Source organism: Halobacillus andaensis (assembly GCF_014636475.1).
GTDB classification, from domain to species: Bacteria; Bacillota; Bacilli; order Bacillales; family Halobacillaceae; genus Halobacillus_A; species Halobacillus_A andaensis.
Genome location: NZ_BMEL01000005.1, coordinates 70,285 through 90,475, shown reverse-complemented (window position 1 = coordinate 90,475; position 20,191 = coordinate 70,285). Strand labels below are relative to the sequence as shown.

18 protein-coding genes and 2 riboswitches are annotated in these 20,191 nt (G+C 41.3%); of the genes, 10 read left to right on the top strand and 8 right to left on the bottom strand.

The genetic code is table 11. The features are described from left to right. The first annotated feature begins 14 nt into the window (after positions 1–14). Positions 15–123, top strand: a riboswitch (SAM riboswitch). Positions 124–207: 84 nt separating this feature from the next. After that, positions 208–1,995, top strand: a complete 1,788-nt coding sequence (locus IEV27_RS18215; RefSeq protein ID WP_188378950.1) for a PLP-dependent aspartate aminotransferase family protein — start codon at positions 208–210, stop codon at positions 1,993–1,995. 346 nt (positions 1,996–2,341) lie between these two features. Next, the gene (locus IEV27_RS18210; protein ID WP_188378949.1) at positions 2,342–2,569 is read left to right on the top strand and encodes a hypothetical protein; all 228 of its coding nucleotides are present in this window, start codon (positions 2,342–2,344) and stop codon (positions 2,567–2,569) included. A gap of 23 nt (positions 2,570–2,592) precedes the next feature. On the opposite strand, the gene IEV27_RS18205 is transcribed toward IEV27_RS18210, so the two are convergent. Continuing rightward, positions 2,593–2,748 carry a hypothetical protein gene (locus IEV27_RS18205; RefSeq protein WP_188378948.1) on the bottom strand — a complete coding sequence of 52 codons (156 nt, stop codon included), beginning with the start codon at positions 2,746–2,748 and terminating at the stop codon, positions 2,593–2,595. A 177-nt stretch (positions 2,749–2,925) separates the two neighbouring features. On the opposite strand from IEV27_RS18205, the gene IEV27_RS18200 reads away from it, so the two are divergent. From IEV27_RS18200 to IEV27_RS18190, 3 genes are all read left to right on the top strand, one after another. After that, positions 2,926–3,486 carry a methyltransferase family protein gene (locus tag IEV27_RS18200; RefSeq protein ID WP_188378947.1) on the top strand — a complete coding sequence of 187 codons (561 nt, stop codon included), beginning with the start codon at positions 2,926–2,928 and terminating at the stop codon, positions 3,484–3,486. A gap of 17 nt (positions 3,487–3,503) precedes the next feature. Then, positions 3,504–5,006, top strand: a complete 1,503-nt coding sequence (locus IEV27_RS18195) for a phytoene desaturase family protein (protein ID WP_188378946.1) — start codon at positions 3,504–3,506, stop codon at positions 5,004–5,006. Between the two features lie 110 nt (positions 5,007–5,116). Continuing rightward, positions 5,117–6,106: a sodium:calcium antiporter gene (locus IEV27_RS18190; protein WP_188378945.1), complete on the top strand. Its 990-nt coding sequence runs from the start codon at positions 5,117–5,119 to the stop codon at positions 6,104–6,106. Between the two features lie 305 nt (positions 6,107–6,411). On the opposite strand, the gene IEV27_RS18185 is transcribed toward IEV27_RS18190, so the two are convergent. Continuing rightward, on the bottom strand, positions 6,412–8,538 hold the full coding sequence (locus IEV27_RS18185) for an MMPL family transporter (protein WP_188378944.1): 2,127 nt from the start codon (positions 8,536–8,538) through the stop codon (positions 6,412–6,414). Between the two features lie 149 nt (positions 8,539–8,687). On the opposite strand from IEV27_RS18185, the gene IEV27_RS18180 reads away from it, so the two are divergent. Then, on the top strand, positions 8,688–9,320 hold the full coding sequence (locus IEV27_RS18180) for a uracil-DNA glycosylase (protein WP_188378943.1): 633 nt from the start codon (positions 8,688–8,690) through the stop codon (positions 9,318–9,320). 35 nt (positions 9,321–9,355) lie between these two features. Here the strand turns inward: IEV27_RS18180 and IEV27_RS18175 are convergent, their stop codons facing one another. Continuing rightward, positions 9,356–10,006 (bottom strand): hypothetical protein, encoded by a 651-nt coding sequence (locus IEV27_RS18175; protein ID WP_188378942.1) that lies wholly within the window; start codon positions 10,004–10,006, stop codon positions 9,356–9,358. Continuing rightward, a complete protein-coding gene (locus IEV27_RS18170; protein ID WP_188378941.1) occupies positions 9,999–10,589 on the bottom strand; it encodes a sigma-70 family RNA polymerase sigma factor in 591 nt (196 codons plus the stop codon). The genes IEV27_RS18175 and IEV27_RS18170 overlap by 8 nt, the downstream gene beginning before the upstream one ends. A 120-nt stretch (positions 10,590–10,709) precedes the next feature. Here IEV27_RS18170 and IEV27_RS18165 point away from each other — a divergent pair, with 120 nt between their 5' ends. Beyond that, positions 10,710–12,392 carry a YndJ family protein gene (locus tag IEV27_RS18165; protein WP_188378940.1) on the top strand — a complete coding sequence of 561 codons (1,683 nt, stop codon included), beginning with the start codon at positions 10,710–10,712 and terminating at the stop codon, positions 12,390–12,392. A gap of 20 nt (positions 12,393–12,412) precedes the next feature. Here the strand turns inward: IEV27_RS18165 and IEV27_RS18160 are convergent, their stop codons facing one another. The 4 genes from IEV27_RS18160 to IEV27_RS18145 all read right to left on the bottom strand — a co-directional run bounded on the left by IEV27_RS18160 (position 12,413) and on the right by IEV27_RS18145 (position 17,673). Beyond that, on the bottom strand, positions 12,413–13,810 hold the full coding sequence (locus IEV27_RS18160; RefSeq protein ID WP_188378939.1) for an ammonium transporter: 1,398 nt from the start codon (positions 13,808–13,810) through the stop codon (positions 12,413–12,415). Between the two features lie 28 nt (positions 13,811–13,838). Next, positions 13,839–14,180: a P-II family nitrogen regulator gene (locus IEV27_RS18155; protein WP_188378938.1), complete on the bottom strand. Its 342-nt coding sequence runs from the start codon at positions 14,178–14,180 to the stop codon at positions 13,839–13,841. Between the two features lie 178 nt (positions 14,181–14,358). Further along, positions 14,359–15,399, bottom strand: a complete 1,041-nt coding sequence (locus tag IEV27_RS18150; protein WP_188378937.1) for a ribonucleotide-diphosphate reductase subunit beta — start codon at positions 15,397–15,399, stop codon at positions 14,359–14,361. A 12-nt stretch (positions 15,400–15,411) separates the two neighbouring features. After that, positions 15,412–17,673: a ribonucleoside-diphosphate reductase subunit alpha gene (locus tag IEV27_RS18145; protein ID WP_188378936.1), complete on the bottom strand. Its 2,262-nt coding sequence runs from the start codon at positions 17,671–17,673 to the stop codon at positions 15,412–15,414. 114 nt (positions 17,674–17,787) lie between these two features. After that, positions 17,788–17,966: riboswitch (cobalamin riboswitch) on the bottom strand. 188 nt (positions 17,967–18,154) lie between these two features. On the opposite strand from IEV27_RS18145, the gene IEV27_RS18140 reads away from it, so the two are divergent. The 3 genes from IEV27_RS18140 (at position 18,155) to IEV27_RS18130 (ending at position 20,154) form a co-directional block, all read left to right on the top strand. Further along, entirely contained in the window at positions 18,155–18,832 is a 678-nt protein-coding gene (locus tag IEV27_RS18140; RefSeq protein ID WP_188378935.1) for a class I SAM-dependent methyltransferase, read from the top strand. A 108-nt stretch (positions 18,833–18,940) separates the two neighbouring features. Then, positions 18,941–19,303: an NUDIX hydrolase gene (locus IEV27_RS18135; RefSeq protein WP_245345468.1), complete on the top strand. Its 363-nt coding sequence runs from the start codon at positions 18,941–18,943 to the stop codon at positions 19,301–19,303. A gap of 332 nt (positions 19,304–19,635) precedes the next feature. Beyond that, positions 19,636–20,154 (top strand): hypothetical protein, encoded by a 519-nt coding sequence (locus IEV27_RS18130; RefSeq protein WP_188378933.1) that lies wholly within the window; start codon positions 19,636–19,638, stop codon positions 20,152–20,154. The last annotated feature ends 37 nt before the right edge of the window (positions 20,155–20,191 follow it).

Here is a 20,191-nt window from a genome sequence, read left to right as displayed (position 1 = left end):
TAACTAAATACACACTCTTATCAAGAGCGGCAGAGGGACTAGGCCCTGCGAAGCCCGGCAACCTTCAAACATCGGTTTGAAAAGGTGCCAATTCCTACAGATCATGGATCTGAGAGATAAGAGGAGGACCTGAATTTATAACCCCTCTTCTTATCGAAGAGGGGTTTTTGCAATTTCTAAAAAGAAAATTTCAAGGAGGAAGTAACAATGACAAACTCATTTGAAAGCTATGATTTAGATACAGTAGCTCTGCACGGAGGTCAATCACCAGATCCCACCACAGGTTCAAGAGCTGTTCCTATTTATCAAACGACATCTTACGTGTTCCACGATACCGACCATGCTCAAAGTTTATTTGCATTAGATGAGCCAGGTAACATCTATTCACGAATTATGAATCCGACGGTAGATGTTTTTGAAAAGAGAATGGCTCTACTTGAAAATGGAGTGGCTTCTGTAGCTACAGCTTCCGGAATGTCTGCAATTTCCTTAGCGATTTTAAACCTTGCGGGTTCAGGGGACGAAATTGTGGCAGCAGCAAACTTGTACGGTGGCACTTATAATTTATTTGCTAATACTTTGCCAAGATACGGCATTAAAGTGGTATTTGTTGATCCAGAAGATCCAGAGAATTTCCGTAAAGCGATTACCGATAAAACGAAAGCTGTATTTGCGGAAACGGTCGGAAACCCAAGCCTTCACGTGCTGGATTTTGAAAAAGTAGCTGAAGTTGCTCATGAAAATGATGTGCCGTTAATCGTAGATAACACGTTTGCTACACCATATTCTTGCAAGCCTATTGATTGGGGAGCAGACATTGTTGTTCACTCAGCAACAAAATGGATCGGCGGACATGGGACGACGATCGGCGGTGTTGTCGTAGACGGAGGGCGCTTTGATTGGAGTAACGGGAAGTTCCCGGTATTTACAGAGCCTGATGAAAGCTATAATGGCATCCGCTATGCAGCAGACTTCGGAACGCTTGCATTTAGCACAAAGCTGCGCGTTCAGTTACTTAGAGATTTAGGAGCATGCCTAAGTCCACAAAACGCTTTCCAGCTTCTCCAAGGCCTTGAAACGCTGCATTTAAGAGTTGAACGTCATAATGATAATGCGCTTGAACTAGCTCAATATTTAAAAGGCCATCCTGACGTGGAATGGGTTTCCTATCCTGGACTAAGCGACCACCCTGCCCATGACTTAGCTAAAAAATATCTGGAAGTAGGTTACGGCTCCATCGTCAACTTTGGTATTAAAGGCGGTCGAGAAGCTGGACGTCAAGTTATTAATAACATTTCTCTATGGTCACACGTTGCGAACGTAGGAGATGCGAAATCCCTAATTATCCACCCTGCTTCCACGACACACCAGCAGCTATCTGTAGAAGATTTAGCGGCGAGTGGTGTTACGGAGGAGTTAATTCGTTTATCTGTTGGTTTAGAATCAGCAAAAGATTTAATTAATGATTTAAATCGTGCGATCGGTAAAGCGACAGGACGTGAGGTCGCTTCAACGATTACAGAAAATGACGAAGGAGTTATTAAGTGGGCACTAAGTTCCCCGCAAGTGAAAGAAGAAGAAGACGGCAAAGAAGTCACCCGTCCGAAGCGCCTTGCGGTTGTAGGGTTAAGCGGGAAACCTTCAAGACCTAGTCACCGTCTGGCTCGCAAAATGCAGCGGCTGGGCTATCAAATCATCCCTGTTAACCCGCGTGAAGATGAAGTCCTAGGCGAAAAAGCGTATCCTGACTTGAGCTCAATCCCGTTTAAGGTGGATGTCGCTCAAATTTTCAGAAGTCCAGAAGCAGCAGTTGAAATTGCTAAAGAAGCTGCTAAGGTAAAACCTGAGGTCTTCTGGCTGCAGGAAGGCGTTATTGCCCCAGAAGCAGCAAAGATTGCCAGCGACGCAGGTTTGCAAGTGATCCATAACCGCTGCACTTACAAAGAAGCCCAACGTTTAAGAGGGAGCATTGACACATACGCGTGTGAAATTTAATCCTTAGGGTGAACCCTCTAATGGATCTGTCTGGGATAGTACACTGGCTTTTCCTCACTGACTTGAAGAGCTGCTAATGAAGCAACTCACAGGTAAGGTACTGAAAAAAGAATTTAAGAAGCGAGATACTGAAAAAGCAGGATAGCCATAGGGCTCCCTGCTTTTTTGGGTTTTTGCGCCTGTTTTTTGATTTTCGCTGGCATTTCAAAAAAACGCAGCTATTCTGTTCCGTACAGATCCAACCGTGTCCATTCGTTGATCCCGTTTTACGTGAAAATCCTATGTGTGCTTTCTCTTTTAATTGGGTATACCTGTAATAGACGTTAATTGTAGAGAGGTGATTTGGATGGCTTATTCTGTAACATTACAAAAGATTTTAATTTTTCTTGGGATAGGAGTCACGATAGGAGCGATCATCGGATTTAGTGCCGTTTATGGCTTTGATCAAGGCGGAGTTGTATTCATTCTGTCTATGTTTCTTAGCATTCTCACTGTATTTGCTACAGCTATGTATGCAGAACTCTATCATATTCGAGAAGCAGTAAATAAACAAAATAAAAGAGACGGTCTATAAGAAAATTGGTTAGTGGTCTCTTTTCATACCCCATCGAGAAGGGAAAAAGCGAGAAGAATCGCATAAAGTACACCTATAATAACGATGACAACATAGCTTGTTTTTGTTAGCTTTCTGAAAATAATCCAAAATGTGCTTAAAACGACGCTAATGATAAATATCCAATAAATTGTGTTCATAGGTTCTCCTCATCAAACTACTTTTCTACTCATGATACGCAAATGAAAAATCTCTTACAACCTATAAGTGTGCTGAGCGCCGTTTAGGGCTGGAAACATAGGGGAATATTTAAGTGTAGCAGCTATAGGTAGAATGGGGGGGGATGGCTTTAGTAGATTTCAGATCGGGGTGGACGGATGACGGTATTTGAAATTGTGTTTTTAGGTATAACGATGATTTGGCTTGTGGAATTTGCACTGTTCCGCAACCGAATGTCTTCCACTGACGAAGGAAAGCTAGAGCGAAAATCATTCCCCTATATTTTACTTGCCGTCGGTGTGACGATAGTTGGCACGTTGATGATGAGAGAAACTGAAATCGGTGTGATCCATCAACAAATTCTATGGTGGGCAGGTCTTGTCTTGTATGGATACGGGGTTTTTCTTCGGTATTATGGAATTCTTCATTTACGTGAACAGTTTACAAGGGACGTCTCCGTTAGAGAAGGCGACCGGCTTGTAAGTTCAGGCCCGTATCAAAGATTAAGACATCCTTTGTACACTGGATTGTTATTTATAGTGGTTGGTTTTTGCTTAGGTGTAGGAAATGTTTGGACCGCCGTAGTTGGGGGAGGATGGGTAGCACTTACATTGCTACATAGAATCCGGATTGAAGAAGCTATGTTAATAGATGCACATGGGAAGCAGTATCGAGAATGGTGTGAAGGTCGATATCGTTTAATTCCGTTTGTTTATTAATTTTGGAGGTGGAAGGTTTGGGGAAACGTCAAGCAATTGTAGTAGGAGCAGGTTTAGGTGGGATGTCAGCTGCGATTAGGCTGACAGCTGATGGATATGACGTAAAGGTTCTTGAGAAAAATAGTAACCTTGGAGGAAAGTTAAATCGCAGAGAAGGAAAAGGGTTCACCTTCGATACGGGTCCTTCAATCTTAACGATGCCCTGGGTACTGGAACAGCTATTTGAAAGTGTGCACCGCCGTTTAGATGATTACGTAACAGTAGAACGGGTAGAGCCGCAATGGCGTACCTTTTTTGAAGATGGAACACAGCTGGACGTTACGAGTGACTTACCTACGATGCTTGATGAGATGGCCAAGGTTACTGAACGACCGAACCGAAAATTAACCGATTTTCTATCTTACAGTCAAGACATGTATGAGCTTTGCATGAAGAGCTTCTATAAATATAGTATTCAAGATTTGCAAGACTTAAAGAGTCACCACAAGCTAAGTGATTTATTCAAAATGGATCCGATGAGTACGATTGCGAAATCTACTCATAAACATTTTGATAATAAATATTTAGAGCAACTGTTCAATTACTTTGTGATGTATGTAGGTTCTAACCCGTACTCTGCCCCAGCGATCCTGAATCAACTGGCTTACGTTCAGCTTGGGTTAGGGATTTACTATGTAAAAGGCGGGATGTACCAAATAGCTGAAGGTATGCGCAAGCTGATGGAAGAATTACGTGTGGATGTTCATCTTAATACTCCTGTTCAGCAATTGATTGTAGAGAATGAAGAAGTGGTCGGAGTAGAAACAGAAGATGGAGAAATTCATACGGCTGACGTAGTCGTATCCAACTTAGAAGCAATTCCTTCGTATCGTCGTCTGGCACCTAAGTCTTCAAAAGTGAAAAAGGAAACGAAGTCACTAGAGAAGAAATTTCAGCCTACCGTATCCGGTCTCGTGCTTTTACTTGGAACCGATAAGAAATTTGAACAGCTTCAACACCACAATTTCTTTTTCTCTGATGATCCTGAAAAAGAATTCAAAGAAATTTTCGATAAGGGTGTTCCTGCAGAAGACCCGACCATTTATATTGGAATTTCAGCTCGTTCCGATGAGACTCAGGCTCCTGCAGGCAAAGATAACCTCTTTGTACTGACTCATGTGCCTCCTCTCAAAAACGGAAAGCGAAAGCCAATCGATTGGGATCAATATCGTGAAACCGTCCTTAGTAAGCTGGAGCGTATGGGGATGGAAGGGGTTAGAGATTCGATTGAGTTCGAATATCGTTTCACCCCTGAAGATCTAGAGAGTTTATATGGACCAAACGGGGGTTCCATTTATGGAATTGCGGCTGATAAAAAGACAAATGGAGGCTTTAAGATTCCTTCAAAGAGTCAGGTCTTCGAAAACCTTTACTTTGTCGGCGGCTCTACTCACCCAGGCGGAGGCGTTCCAATGGTAACTTTATCAGGCCAGTTAACCGCTGATTTAATTAAGGAACATACGACTGAAAAAGTAACATGATAAAAAAGCTGGCCATTCGGTCAGCTTTTTTTATTTAGTTTTGTTGGTGGTGATTTGGGGAAACATTACGATATCCAAGATAGGAAGACTAGATTTGAGGAGATTATGTCATGGGAGATGTTTTAGTTTTTGTATTATTCATATCTGCAGCTGTGGCTACTTTTTTTGTAGCTTCACGCTTAACGATGTTTGGGGATGCAGTTAAAGAAAAAACGCGAGCCTCTTCATCGTTTATGGGAATTCTTATTGGAATAGCGATTTCGCTGCCTGAGTTAACCTCCAGTGTAACCGCCGTGGTTATTGACGCTCCTGATTTAGCGGTCGGTAATTTAATCGGCAGTAATTTATTTAATATAATGGGTCTGGCTATATTTGATATCGTGTATCGACGTCATCAAATTATGACGCATGCTACCGTGGAAAGTAAATTGTATGGTTGGTTAGTTATTTTCATGACGTTAATTATTCTTGTCGGATTATCATTAACCCTTCCGACTCATATTTTTCATATTAGTTATTCTACGATTGCAGTTATCATGCTATATTTTATAGGGTCTAAGTGGATCAATGACAGAACAGAATACAAAGGAAGAAAAATTAAAAGAGAAGTTAAGCGTTATAAAGAGTACACTTACAAGCAAGTGATGACCTACTTTGTCATGGCAGCAGTAGGGATTATGATTATCGGTAGTGTCCTGACTATAACAGCTGAGCGGATTGCCACGATCACAGGGTTAGGTACGTCGTTTGTAGGGGCATTCTTAGTTGCCATCAGTACGTCGCTTCCTGATGCGGTAAGTGTAGGGACAGCTTTAAAGCTTAGACGATTTAACTTAGGGATCAGTTCATTATTAGGAAGTAATGCGTTTAATATTATGGTGCTTGCGATTACAGATTTAATCTATCTTCGTGGCGGCTTACTTTCAGAGTCAAGCCCCTCGAATTTAATCACTGGTGGGGTGTCTATACTTTTTATTCTTCTCATCATTTACAGTATTTCTAGAAGAAAGAGCCAGCCTGCATGGAGTTATATTCTTCCGTCGGTTCTTATTATAGTCGGATATTTTGTAACGACGTACTTTGTTTTTCAAATGAGGTAACAAAAAGCGTCTGCTACTAAGGCAAACGCTTCAGGCTGTCGAAAAAGCTTGGACAGACATCGTATAATAGATGCCCTGCTGACATCGCTGATTTCATTAGGGAATGGCTTGTCCCTGCTTTTTTTTCAATGATCTCTTTTATCGAAAAAACTTTACACGCTATAAGCTGAGGTCGCGCCCAAGTAAAGCGAAGTATTTTGACGGAGCGAGGGGGAATTCGCTATAACATAAATAATCCGAACGATTTCTTTAAAATCGTTCGGATTATTTTATGCTTTATTCAGTTTTGTCCCAGCATGTATTTATCATGAACGGCGTTTTGAAAATGGAAGCCACCAATTCCAATCTCCTAACAGTTTCATTAAACTAGGAACTAATAATAGGCGGATGATGGTCGCATCAATTAAGATAGCAATAGCAATTCCGATGCCGATTTGTTTGACGGGGACAACTCCAGTAAAGGCGAAGGCTCCGGTGATTACAATCATAATTAACGCAGCAGAAGTAATGATTTTACTCGTACTAGCAAGTCCTTCGATGGTGGCTTTCGTATTATCGCCGGTTTGTAAGTAAAATTCGTGAATTCTTGAAATGAGAAAAACTTCATAGTCCATGCTCAGGCCAAATACTAAGCTAAATACGATCACAGGCAAAATGAGAGCTACATCGGCAGCTTCTAACCCGAAATGTCCACCTTGGAACAACCAAACAATCACACCGAATGTGGAAGCTAAACCAAGTACATTCATGATGATGGCCTTAAGAGGGATAATAATGGACCGGAAGGCGATCGTTAAAATAATAAAAGTTGATAGTAAGATGATCAGCAATGTGAGACCGATTTTTTCATAGATTTCAGTATAAATTTCCTCGTTAAACTTTGGCTGCCCTCCGAATTGGAGGTGCTGTTCCCAATTGCGTTCCGCCCAGTTAGATAGAAGCTCTTGGGCTTCAGAAGAGTTGGCGGCTACTGATAATTGAATGGGGATCAAGAGCTGCTCGTCTTTAATAAACTGTTCCAAGGCGGGTTGGAGCTGTTCACTCATTTGGTCATTATCTAAAGCAGCAGAAAAATCACTTGAGTTATCCACGTCCGTTGTTGTGTAAATCGTATCGACCGAACTCACAATGTCAGGCTGGCTTAATTCATTTTCCAGCGTTTTCAACTCTTCTAATCCCTCTTCATCTTCCCAACCGTTTTCACGTTCCGCTACAGCGTATAATGTGCTTTCGCTATCCCCCATAAACTCCTCGTCAATCGTTTCATAAGCGGCTCGTGATTCATAGCTCTCAGGTAACGAGCTGATGGTTGGAATGGTGAGATTCATATTAGAGATAGGCAAAATTCCTATCGATAACAGCACGAGCGCGGTTAAGGCAATTAGAATGGGCCGCTTCATAACGCTCTTGGCAAATGCCCTCCATCGACCTCTCACATCTTTTGGATTTGGAACTATTCTCCATCTGTTTAATGAATCACCTGCTACATATAAAAGCGCAGGAAGCAGCGTGAGTGAACTGAGCACAGCTATGACAATGACAACGGTTCCTCCCACTGCGATATTAGTAAAGATGTCTACACGAATGACACTCATAGCACCCAACCCGATGAATACGCATATTGCTGAAAACAAAATAGAGCGTCCTGCGGTTGTAATCGTTGTGATCAAGGCTTCTGATTTGCTGCTTTTATCCATTTCTTCACGATAGCGATTGATAAACAGCAGAGCAAAATCGATACTAAGAGCTAGACCGATCATAGGTGCAATATTTAGGATGAAAATAGACAGATCCATTTGCTGGCCAATTATAGCTAAAATTCCAAACCCTATAATAATGGTAATACCGCCAATTACCAAAGGTAATAAAGAGGCGATCACGGTTCCAAAAGCTAAAATTAGAATGACAAGTGCAACTGGAACTCCGATCAGTTCTGCCCGTTTTAAATCGTTTTGGCTTGCTTTATTAATGTCATCCGATATGACAGGTTCGCCAGTGAGTATAATGTTGTTTCCCTCAATAACGGATTCAATCGAACGAGTTACTTTGCTCGTATCAAACGGTTCTTCAAAATGAAGCGAGGCATAGGCATACGTTTCATTTATGAAGGAGTTATCCTCTAATGGATGCTGAATGGTGGCATTTAAGTCTAAAACTTCAACCTCCTGAAGGGTAGATTCAATCGTCTCTTCAAACTCTGCCTGCGTTTGTTGGTCTTTTTCAAATAAAAGCAGCAATGTAGAGTCTGGAAAACCAAAATCTTCTTCTAGGATATCCTGAACTTTTTCGTATTCGCCGTCTGTTCGAAACCCATCACCTTCTAATAAAGAAGGGAGCTGTAAAGCAAAGTATCCTAGGCTAAGAATGGCGATTATCCAGAACACAAGGATTACCTTATAAGATCGTACAAGAGAAGAAGCTAATTTTTTCATGGACCGATGAATCTCCTTTTTCTTTTATTATTACCAAATCATACCTCTAATCGATTGGGTTGAAAACATTATTGCTCTCTTTAAACAGGGTGTGAACAAGAGGAGGAAAGGGTAAACCACTTCTATGAAAAGGTTTGGAGGTATAAGTTATGCGAATACCTGAACAGATAATCGAAAAAGCGAATAAGAATATAAAAGATTGTGATGTGGAAGGTTTTGTGCTCGGAGGGGGCAGCTCAGACGCTGAAATTGTGATTGTGGGAGAAGCTCCTGGAGAACACGAAGCGGTGAAGGGTGTTCCTTTTATTGGGCGAGCGGGTGATGAATTAGACAAGCAATTCGAATATATTGGGATTAAAAGAGAAGAGGTTTATATTACGAGTGCTGTAAGAAGCCGCCCTTATAAATGGGTCAAAACAACTAAGAAGGGGTCGGGCGGTAGTAGAAAAGCGAATCGTAAACCTAATAAAAAAGAAATTTGGGCGCACGCCCCGATATTAGATTATCAATTGAATGAAATCGCACCGAAGTTAATTATTGCGTTAGGTGGTGTAGCTTTAGAGAGACTGCTGGGAAAAGGGTATAAGATTACCGATGTATTGGGAAAAGTTATTGAAAGCCCAATTTTAGAAGTGCAAGGGGAGGATTACGGATGGTCGGAGAAGCGCTATGCGATCTTTCCGCTCTACCATCCTGCAGCTGTATTTTATAATCCTCGTATTAAAGATGACATTTATCAATCATTGGATCGCTTAAAAGAGTATATGAATCACTTGGATTAAAAACCCGCATTCATTTAAGAATGCGGGTTTACACGTTATTGGGCCATTGGCAGTGCTTCTTCTTTTTCAAAGATAAAGTAACCGTGCTGGCTGACCGCGGTTGAACCAATCCCTTTGTTCCGCCGGCTTTTGATGGCGATCAGGTCATTGGGGTCTGTGCCTTTAACGCTAAAGATTTTTTCTTCTGATGTAACCGATGCCCCTCGCTGCTGTTCAGCGGGCGTTTCAGGTTTAACATGGCCAATCGGTTCTTCAAGAGCCGATTCATCAACTTGCTCATCTGTTTGCACATACATATTGTCATTGTAAATAATATAGGTGTGACGAACCATAGTGGAACTCTGGCTGTTCTCAGTGTTACTCGCTTGTTCGATGTTCTGCTGAGCTTCGTCGTTGATTATGAATTGTTGTGACTTCATCTCCGTATTCAAAGAACGTTGTGTCAAAAATGAAATTTCCTGTTCTGAAGAATTGGATGGCTGATAGTTGATTTGTAAAAACATAAAAGCCACCACTGCGACAGCAGGGACAGGGAAAATGTATTTTATCCACTTTCGAGATGGTTGATGAGTATGGTTTCTAACTTTAACGATGAGTGCGCTTGCATCGTGTTGATCCATAGGCACTTTATTATATTTGACTTTATGGTTCATCTTTTTCAAACGACGATCCATGAGTTCATTCATTTATAGTGCTCCCTTCTGAAGCGAGTTGCTCCTGTAAAAGCTGACGGCCTCTTCGTAGTCTTGTCTTTACAGTGTTAGGGCTGACATTTAACACTTCAGCAAGTTCCTTCACATCAAATTCTTCGAAATAATAGAGAACAATGACTTCTCTATATTTATCTTCCAGCGTTAAGATGTGTTCTAAGAGTTCCTCGTCTTCGCTTTTATTCAGCGTGTGTTGCTCTGGAGTCTCGGTTTGGGATGGGATGCTCTGGAAGGCTTCCGCCCCTTTTTTCAATACTCTCTTTATGTAAGAGCTTTTTAAGTGATCCTTACATAAATTAATGGTAATTTTATAGAGCCAAGTCTTTTCGCTGGATTGTTGTTTGAAGGTTATATATTTTTGATAGGCTTTAATAAATGCTTCTTGAGTTATATCTTCAGCCATCGCATGGTCTTTTACATAAGAATAGGCAAGCCATTTTAAATCATGGCTGTATAAGTGGATCCATTCCTCTACCTTCTCATTTACAGACAGGGAACGATTCGATTCTTCCACATTTTTCTCTGCGCGATCTTTTCCGATCAATTTGTCCCACCTCATAGAATAGACGACACTCCTTACATTGAGGTTTTATTTAAAAATAGGATCTACAGTGTGTATAATATTTCTAGCATAACATATGATTTCCTCTCAAGAAGTGACAGTTAGGAGAAATGCTTCATGAAAAAATCTGGAACACTATTATCGTTAGCCGGCACAATTGTATTGATTGCTTGGGTTGTTCTATTCGATATGAGTTTAATAGATATAGCTTTATCTTTTTCTTTTCTAATTCTCGTTCCTTTATTGTTAGAAGAAGTGGTGCGGGGGAATGAGAACAATCGTGCTGAACACTGGATTAATAATGTCATGGTTACGTCGCTGCCTTTTGCTGGAGCGGGGATGCTGTCTGTCGCGTTGCCTGTTGGACAAGAGGCAGGAGCGTGGGCAATTTTATGGTTATTTTTCACCATATTAATAGCTATCGGTGGGTTCATGCGTTTGCTGGGAAGAGGTTGGAACCCTGTTCAGGAAACAGTTATTGACCTTGGGTTAATTTATATTTCAGTCGGTGGAGGATGGCTTGTTCTCTCTAGCGGTGGAATGAGTCGTTACTTGCCTTATTCTGAAACGATTGTTCAACTTACAGCTGTGCACTTTCATTATGCTGCTTTTGTGCTGCCTATTGTTACTGGACTGTTTGGCCGCTGGCTTGTTTCCTATAAGAGGAAGCCTGCAGGTATACCTTATACTGTACTTGCATGCGGAATAGCCGCTGGCCCCGTGCTCGTTGCCTTTGGTCTTAATCAAGGGCCTCCCATAGAAACGCTAATGGTTATAATTTACGTTAGTTTTCTAATGTGGTTAGCTGTATGGTGGTTATGGTGCTCAGCAGAATTTAACATGTTGGCTAAGATTGCGATACGCTTATCTGCGTTATTACTCATCATAACGATGAGTTTATCCATGTTATATAGCTTTGGAATGATGGTGGAGGCTTACTGGCTAGGAATAGGTGATATGGTTCGCTGGCACGGAATTATGAATGCTTTTGGATTCTCGTTATTCTCTGTCCTAGCATGGAGGGATATTAAACCGGAGAGAGGCTATATTTATACAAGCTTTCCTATATCTAAACTTCGAACAAAGGGTCACGTTGGCAATGCTGCCATTTACAAAAAAGGGTGGGCTGCTCGTCATCTTTATGAAGGTGGACTGTTAGATCACCTTCATGCTTATCGTTCCGAGAACTTTGATCCAGCAGAGGTAAGCTCAACGATAAAGCGTTTTTATGAACGCACGGATCAATTTTCTTTAAGCGCTCACGTGCATTGGCAAAAGGGTTTTCGGAGGTTATCCTCTCTCATCAATCATTGGACGATGAGAATGGGGCAAATTAATGTTCCTCCATCAGGTGAAGTATCCATGGCTGGAGAAATTGTCTCGATTCATGATGATCAAGATGGAAGGGAAGATGTACGGGCCTGGATAAGAAAAAATGAACTGACAGGAGATCCCATTTTCACGGCTCTTTACTCTTCTCATAATAAAGAGGGAGAACGTTACATGAATATAGCTTTACCGTTGCCGTTAGGATTAATGACGGGTGTGCTGCGTTTTCTACATGATAGAGAACATGGATTAATTTTAACGAGCGAAAGAAGAAAAGGTGGTAAAGGCGATGAAGGCATTTATCTAACGCTCGGAAACTGGACAATTCGGCTGCCATTGCGTGAACATTTTTACGTAAAAGAGGTTTCAAAAGGGAAGCTTAAAGCTTCTCATGAAATGAAGGTATTTTCGATTACTTTTCTTAAAATAAAATACATGATTGAAGAGAAAAGAAAAACCACCTCAGCTTGAGGTGGTTTTTTAATGGCGATTTATTGAGCTGTACGTTCTTTAGTTTTTACTTTTTTATTTTCTAAACTATCGAGTCTATTTAGCAAGCCGACACCAAAATCTTTTCCTACGTCCGTAACATTTGGATTCTCATTGAAGATACTCTTAGAAGACTCGTAAGCACTTGAACCATGCTCAGCAAAATCCAATCCAGAGATTTCTTCTTCACGAGAAACGCGGATACCGAAAGCGGATTTAAGAACAAAGATGACAAGCGCAGAAGTTCCCATGGTCCATGCCATAACAGCCAGAATTCCAATCGCTTGAATAGAAAGAAGTTCAAACCCTCCCCCGTAGAATAAACCACCTTCTAGGGCGAAGAAACCTACTGCTAGTGTACCCCATACACCACAAATTCCGTGTACAGCTATTGCTCCGACTGGATCATCGATATGAAGCTTACGGTCTAGCAATTGAACACCTTCTACAAGAATTACCCCTGCAATTAAACCAGTAATGATGGCTCCAATTGGTGATAAGTCTCCTGTACCGGCTGTAATACCAACAAGACCAGCTAAAGCCCCATTCAATGTAAGTGAAGCATCAATACGCTTGTACTTTAATTGGGAATACATTCCGGAACCCACAACCCCTGCTGAGGCAGATAAAAGGGTAGTTGCTACTACGCCCGGAATTGCTGAAGGGTCAGCAGCCAGCGTACTACCGCCGTTAAATCCGAACCAGCCAAACCAAAGAATGAATACACCTAGCGCACCGATCGGAATGTTGTGACCTTGAATAACATTGACCTTACCACCACTGTATTTCCCTAAACGCGGTCCTAAGAACATGACAGCTACAATGGCGCCTAGAGCACCTGTTAAGTGAACAACGGTTGAACCAGCAAAGTCTACGAAACCTAACTCAGCCAACCATCCGCCTCCCCATACCCAGTGACCAACGACTGGGTAGATAAAAGCCGTCATGGCAACAGTAATCATTAAGTAAGAGCTTAATTTAATTCGTTCAGCTACAGCACCTGAGATGATCGTAGCACATGTAGCAGCGAAAACAGCCTGGAAGACAAAGAAACCAACTTGGTCTTCGTGACCGCTAAGCATAAATCCATCTAGACCTATAAAACCTCCCCCAGAGGTACCAAACATAATGCCGTATCCAACTATAAAATAGAGAATAGCAGCGATTGACATCGTCATAAAGTTTTTCATTAAGATGTTTAATGCGTTTTTAGATCGAGTGAATCCTGCCTCGACCATGGCAAATCCTGCGTGCATGAAAAAGACAAGAAAAGCAGCGATCATAATCCAAACCATATCGACAGATTCTAATACGGCTTCTGGTGTAGTGGACGTCTGAGCGCTTGCCACTACAGGAAAACTTAGAGATGTTAGCAATAATAATGGAATTACTTTTTTCATTAGTTCATGACATCCTTCCGAATAAAAATTAAATAAGTGCAGCTTTTCCTTTTTCACCGGTACGAATTCGATAGACTTCCTCAATCGTAGAAACGAAAATTTTACCGTCTCCCACTTGGTCTGTTGCGCATGTGTTTGTAATGACTTCGATAATATCTTCAATCTCTGTTTCATCGACAACCATTTCTACCTTAACCTTAGGGTATAATTTGACTTCATATCGGTTGCCGCGGAAGATTCCTTCCTGTCCCTTTTGCTGACCGCAGCCAGCTACTTCCGAAACGGTTAATCCCTTGACGCCCATAATATCAAGGTTTTCACGAAGCGATTGAAAAGCTTCAGGGCGTATAATGGCCTCCACTTTTTTCATGGATGACGTCCTCCTCTTTTTGTTTGTGTTAACTTTCCTAACACATTAAGTGATGATAAACCTTACTATAAATCAAATTTTCAGAAAAATCAACACCTATTTTAAATTTAATGTAAGGAAAGTTGACATAAAAAAACCGGACCGTTTTAAATAACGGTCCGGGAGGAGGAACAAGGCTTTAAAGGTCATCAAATCCATTATCTTCAGATACCTTCGTATATTGTCTGGATTTTTGTTCGAAGAAGTCTGACTTCCCTTCATCGACTTCTTGATAAGCGCGGATCCACTTTAACGGATTTTCTGCATACTCTGGATAAGGTTTGTCAGCGCCCATTAATTTGCAGCGTTTATTAGCTATAAAACGAATGTAGTCTTCTAAATCATCAATCGGAATTCCAGGGAATTCGTTTCCGATAATGTGATGGGCCCATTTAATTTCAAGATCAACAGCTTCTTTAAAGGTGGTGGTAACAAAATCCTCATACCATTCACGGTCGAGTTGAGGATTTTCATTTAATGTTTCTTTAAAGATATGGGCAAATAAGTTTACATGAATTTGCTCATCTCGATTAATATAGTTGATCATCGTACTTGTAGAGACCATCTTCTGGTTTCGAGCTAAATTATAGAAGAATGCAAAGCCGGCGTAGAAGAATAACCCTTCTAATACAACGTCATAAACCACAGATTTTAAGAATTTATCTATACTCGGCTCATTTGCAAACTCTTCATATCCATCGGTTATAAATTGATTTCTTTCCATGAGGATTTCATCGTGTTTCCAATATTCGAAGATTCGCTCTTGTTCACTTTGATCTACAAGAGTAGATAGAACATAAGAATAAGATTGATTATGGACGACTTCCTGAAAAGCGAGCACTTGCATGAGAGCTGAAACGCTTGAGTCGGTTAAATAGTCAGCTACTTTTCCGGAGTAATCGGTTTGGATCGAATCTAAGAACGCGAGCAAACCTATAATTTTTTTAAAAGAGGCTTGCTCTTGTGCAGATAGCTCAGGCCACTGTTTTAAATCATTGCTCATATTTATTTCACTGGGAATCCAAAAGTTTGCCAGCATCGTCTTATACATCGGATAGGCCCAAGAGTAGCGAGTATCATCCCAGTTAAGAACGTTTGAACTTCTGCCATTGACTATGCCTGTTGAAGCGTTAGGGGCATGATGATCCACGAGCTTTCGTTTTTGCAGTGTATGATCCATTATTATTCCTCCTTAAGATGAGCAGCTTTCGCACTCATCAAATTCTCCTTGGCTTGAAGTGGAACGGGTATAATAAGTAGTTTTCAATCCTGACTTCCAAGCGTCGATGTGTAAAGCGAGCAATTCTTTCGCTTGAATTGTGTTCTTGACGTATAGATTAAACGAGATGGATTGATCAATGTACTTTTGGCGTACGGCATTTTGTTTAATACTAGAATGCTGGTCCACATCATAAGCCGATTTATAGTACCAGTAAGTATCCGGACTCAAGTCAGGGGCAGTCACTGGAATTTTAAAGTCTTTTTTCTCTTCGGAATAGAACTTCTTAAAGATCGGATCAATACTTGCCGTACTTCCGGCAATTAAGGATGTACTGGAATTTGGTGCTACCGCCATTAAATATCCGTTTCTCATGCCATTGCGATGTACCTCCTGCTGAAGCCCTTTCCAGTCATGAGCATCGTCTTGGTCAAACGATCGTTTAACAAAGAATTCCCCGGTTTCCCAGTCAGATCCTTCAAAAAGAGGGTAACTCCCTTTTTCTTTTGCGAGTTCACTGCTTGCCTTAATCGTATAGTAGGAGATTTCCTCGTACACTTCATCAGCATAATCGACCGCTTGATCGGATTCCCAAGCGATTTTTTTCTGAGCGAGCAGGTGGGCCCAGCCGAACGTACCTAATCCGATTCCTCTATACGCTTGGTTCGTTAATTGCGCTTGCAGGACCGGAATCGTATTTTGGTCAATGACATTATCCAGCATTCTCACTTGAATAGGGATCAACCGTGGAAGGACATCGTTAGGAACGGCACGGCCTAAGTTAATGCTCGATAAGTTGCAGACAACAAAATCGCCAGGTGTTTGAACGGTTATAATCTTTCCATCTTCAACCCGTTGTTCTTCCTGAGTAGTCGGACTTTGGTTTTGAGTGATTTCCGTACAAAGGTTACTGCAGTAAATCATTCCTTTATGGCTGTTCGGGTTCATACGGTTGACTTCATCACGATAGAACATATAAGGGGTTCCCGTTTCTAGCTGTCCAATCATGATTCGCTTCATGATCTCAATAGCTGGGACCTTTTCTTTAGAAAGACGTTCGTTTTCAATGCAGGCTTGGTAACGTCCTCTAAAGGATCCGTTTCCACGCGTTTCATCATAGTAATCTTCTAACGAAAAGCCCATAACGTCTCGTACTTCGTGAGGATCAAACAAGTACCAGTCCTCGCGACGTTCAACAGCTTCCATAAAGAGATCAGGAATGGATACACCCGTAAACAAATCATGCGTACGCTGGCGTTCATCTCCGTTATTTAATCGACTATCAAGAAAAGGGAAGATATCTTTGTGCCAAATGTCTAAATAGACGGCCACAGCTCCTTGACGCTGGCCTAGCTGGTCTACGCTTACAGCTGTATTATTCAGTTGTTTCATCCAGGGAAGTACACCTGAGGAAACGCCTTTAAATCCTCGAATATCACTGCCTCGACTGCGGATTTTTCCTAAGTAAACGCCTATGCCGCCTCCGTGCTTACTTAAATTCGCAATATCCGTATTGCTGTCATAAATGGATTGCAGACTATCGTCTACTGTATCGATAAAGCATGAGCTCAATTGACCGTAACGCTTTCCGGCATTAGCAAGTGTAGGAGTGGCTACTGTCATGTATAGATGACTTAAAGCCCAATATGATTCTTTGACCAGCTCTAACCGACGGGCAGTATTTTCGTGTGCCATTAAAACCATTGCGATGACCATGAAACGTTCTTGAGGAAGTTCATAAACAAGTCCGGATTTCGAGCGAGCTAAGTAACGATCACCAAGTGTCTTAAGCCCGATATAAGTAAATAATCCATCACGCTCGGGAACGATTGCTTTTTCGAGCTCGTCCATTTCTTCTTTTGTATAAAGATTAAGTAAATTTGGGTCATATATATCCTCGTTAACTAACGTTTCAATTAAACGATGGAAGCCTTCGTATGACTTTGTTGTACCGCGATTAGAGATCGAAGCTTCATACATTTGCTGTAAATGAATTCTGCTGGCTAAGTACGTCCAGTTAGGAGCTGTTTCACTAATCTCAGCTAAACATTCCAAAATTAAAGCATTAGCCTGTTCACTTTGGTTTCCTTTAATCTCTTTTGATTTTTCGATGATGCGCTTCATTGGCAAAGCAGGAAAATTCTCCTCCTGTGCTTTTAACCATTCTTGCCAGTACGATGTCACAACTGTACTCAATACCTTCACTCCTCTATGAAAAATAGAAATTTCAGCCATAAAAAAATCCGCTCCTATGAATGAGCGGATGAAACCATGGGATGAAAGAGGACTCATATAGATTGAGGCTGCCTTCATTCCATCGTCTCATCTTCTCAATCCCCGAAGAAGTTGAAACTTCTGCGAATGAAGACAGGTCTCCTGACTTACGCTCGATTCTACTCCGGCCCCTTCCCGTGAAAAACACAGTGGGTGATTGCCGTTTTGAGAGCGATTACAGTTGCGGGGGCAGCTCTGGAATTTCACCAGATTCCCTATTAAGCCTAGTGGCATCTTTTGTTCGCGGATACTATATATGGTGTTTGTTTTAATTAATGTTAGCTTATATTGTGTTCTAAGCATAACGGAGATTAATGGAATGTGCAACCATTTTTGATCGATGACGGATTGTGGAAGGACAAAAATAAAGGAGAAACACTTAGTTTTATCGAATAAATGAGGGGTGAGAATTTTTTGAGATTGATAAACAGGAGGTAGACCAATGTCATTTAATTGGCATAAAGAAGCAGAAAAACAGTGGAATGAACGATCCACATTTTGGAACGCGAATAGTCAAAATATGTGGGATAGCGGAAGCAGGAAAACGATCATTCCTTTAGTAAAGCAACATGTGAAAAAAGGACATTCTATAGCCGATCTCGGGTGCGGGGACGGTTACGGTTCTTATAAATTAGCGCAAGCCGGCTATCAAGTAACAGGTTTAGATCTGTCAGAAGAAATGATTGAATTAGCTAAATCAAGGCTTGCGCACGAAACACTACATTTTGTACAGGGAGACTTAGTTCAGCTCCCATTTGAGGGTGAAAGCTTCGATGCAATTATGGCGATTAATTGCCTAGAGTGGGTAGAGGTTCCTTATCAAGGGTTAGAAGAGATGAAGCGGGTGCTTAAGCCGGGCGGAAAATTATGTATAGGAGTACTTGGTCCAACAGCTAAACCTAGAGTTAACAGTTACCCTCGTGTTTATGGGGAAGAGGTCATTTGTAACACGATGATGCCATGGGAGTTAGAACAGCTGGGGTTAGAAAACGGCTGGAAACTTAATGATGGACATGGTGTATTTAAAAGAGAAGCAGAAGGGATGGACATCTCTGCGCTTCCTAGAGAATTACAACAAGCGTTAACGTTCATGTGGGTATTTATTTTTGAAAAGGAGTAGTTATTTGTGGGATATGTCTTAGGTCTTCGAAAGCATATAGGAACCAAACCTTTAATCGTTCCTGGATCTAGTGTTCTGTGCTTTAACAATAAAGGAGAATTGCTGTTCATGAAGCGTAGTGATAATCATCAATGGGGACTGCCCGGCGGATCACTTGAGTTAGGGGAAAAGTTGGAGGAGACGGCTGTCCGAGAACTCTTTGAAGAGACGGGATTGCAAGCTCAGAATCTCACCTTTCAGCAAATATACTCGGGAAAAGAGCTCCATTATATTTATCCTAATGGAGATGAGGTTTACAATGTCATTGCTGCCTACACGTGTGAGTATGATGGAAGCGGGTGGAACAGCGATTCTGAAGAAACGTTAGCTATACAGTTTTGGCCTTTAGAGAATCTTCCTGCTCAAATGTGTTCACCTGATCGATTTGTTGTAGAAAAAGTGAAAGAGGGAGAAGAGGAAATTCGCCGGTGAACCTCCTTTTTCGCTGTAACAAAGAGGTTATCCATTTGATAAACCAAGAGAGACTGAAACGAAACATTACTCCCCACAGACTTGAACACAAGCCGCTAAAAAGAAATGAAGTGCAGTCAGAACAAAACCTGAGGGAAACGTTTAAGAACCATCGACTCAACTCTGGTGAAGGAGAAATTAAGGCTGAACAATATGTAAGGATTAATAATACGAACAAGAGCGCAGTTGAGACAGCAAAGCTCATTAAACGTACTTTTAACCTATAGGCGGCCTTCTGTGTGTATTTTCTAGTATAATAAATGGGGAGTATCATTCTGAGGAGTTGGTAAGAGGTGTATTCGGAAGAAGTGACGAAACGGGTTCAACAAGCTTTACGTTCCAATGATCAGGAGGCAGCTGAGCATGTTATAAAGTCTTTATCTAAGGTGGAGGTCATGGATCTCTATCTTCAAGACTACGGAGAGCAGATCTCTGCTAGTGAAATAAGAAGAATGATTTTAGACATCTTCGGGATTCATTTAGAAGGCATTTCTGCTCTTGAAAAACTTAGAATCTCCCTATTTTCAAAAGGGCAATGGATTGCACAAAAACCAAGTGACTTGTTTGTCGTTTACACAGGTGCTGGAGATGTCGATGTGAACATTTACCCTGCCCCTTACTTTATTGAAAAAATGGGGACAAGCCAGCTTCCTGAAGAGTTAACTTTTAAGTTGGAAGGCTTAGGTTATACACCAATAGAAAATGGTTATTACTATCGCAATCCTGATGGTAAAGGTGTGCCTTTATCTTTTAAAGATCAAACCATTGCTGCTATTGGAGAAGTGGTCATGACTACATATAAAAATTTTTAAAAGAAAACCGCAGATCAATACTGATTCTGCGGCTTTT